The sequence below is a fragment of the Mesorhizobium sp. M5C.F.Ca.ET.164.01.1.1 genome (assembly GCF_004792125.1).
In the GTDB taxonomy this organism is placed as follows: domain Bacteria; phylum Pseudomonadota; class Alphaproteobacteria; order Rhizobiales; family Rhizobiaceae; genus Mesorhizobium; species Mesorhizobium wenxiniae.
Window position 1 is genome coordinate 1 of sequence record NZ_SRTG01000665.1, and the last position, 255, is coordinate 255.

Annotated in this window: 1 protein-coding gene; it reads right to left on the bottom strand. The window is 67.1% G+C overall.

All coding sequences use genetic code 11. The features are described from left to right. Positions 1-255: transposase (locus EN807_RS35215; protein ID WP_189522727.1), on the bottom strand; the 255-nt coding region annotated here is incomplete at both ends.

Below are 255 nucleotides of genomic sequence, written 5' to 3' on the forward strand. Positions count from 1 at the left end.
CATAGGCCAGGAACACGTTGCCGTTCATAGCGCCGTCGTAGACGAAGGGCGCAGTCATGCCCGTCAGCCGCAGTGCTCCGGTGAAGGTCGTGGTCTTCCAGTGGCCATGCGGCACGCCGGCCCGGCAACGCTCGCCGCGCGGCGCTCTTCCACGCAGGCGGGCCATCTTTGTGGAGAGGCCGGTCTCGTCGATGAACACGAGCTTCGCCGGATCGAGATCGAGCTGGCCGTCGAACCAGTCCCGGCGCCGCTTCA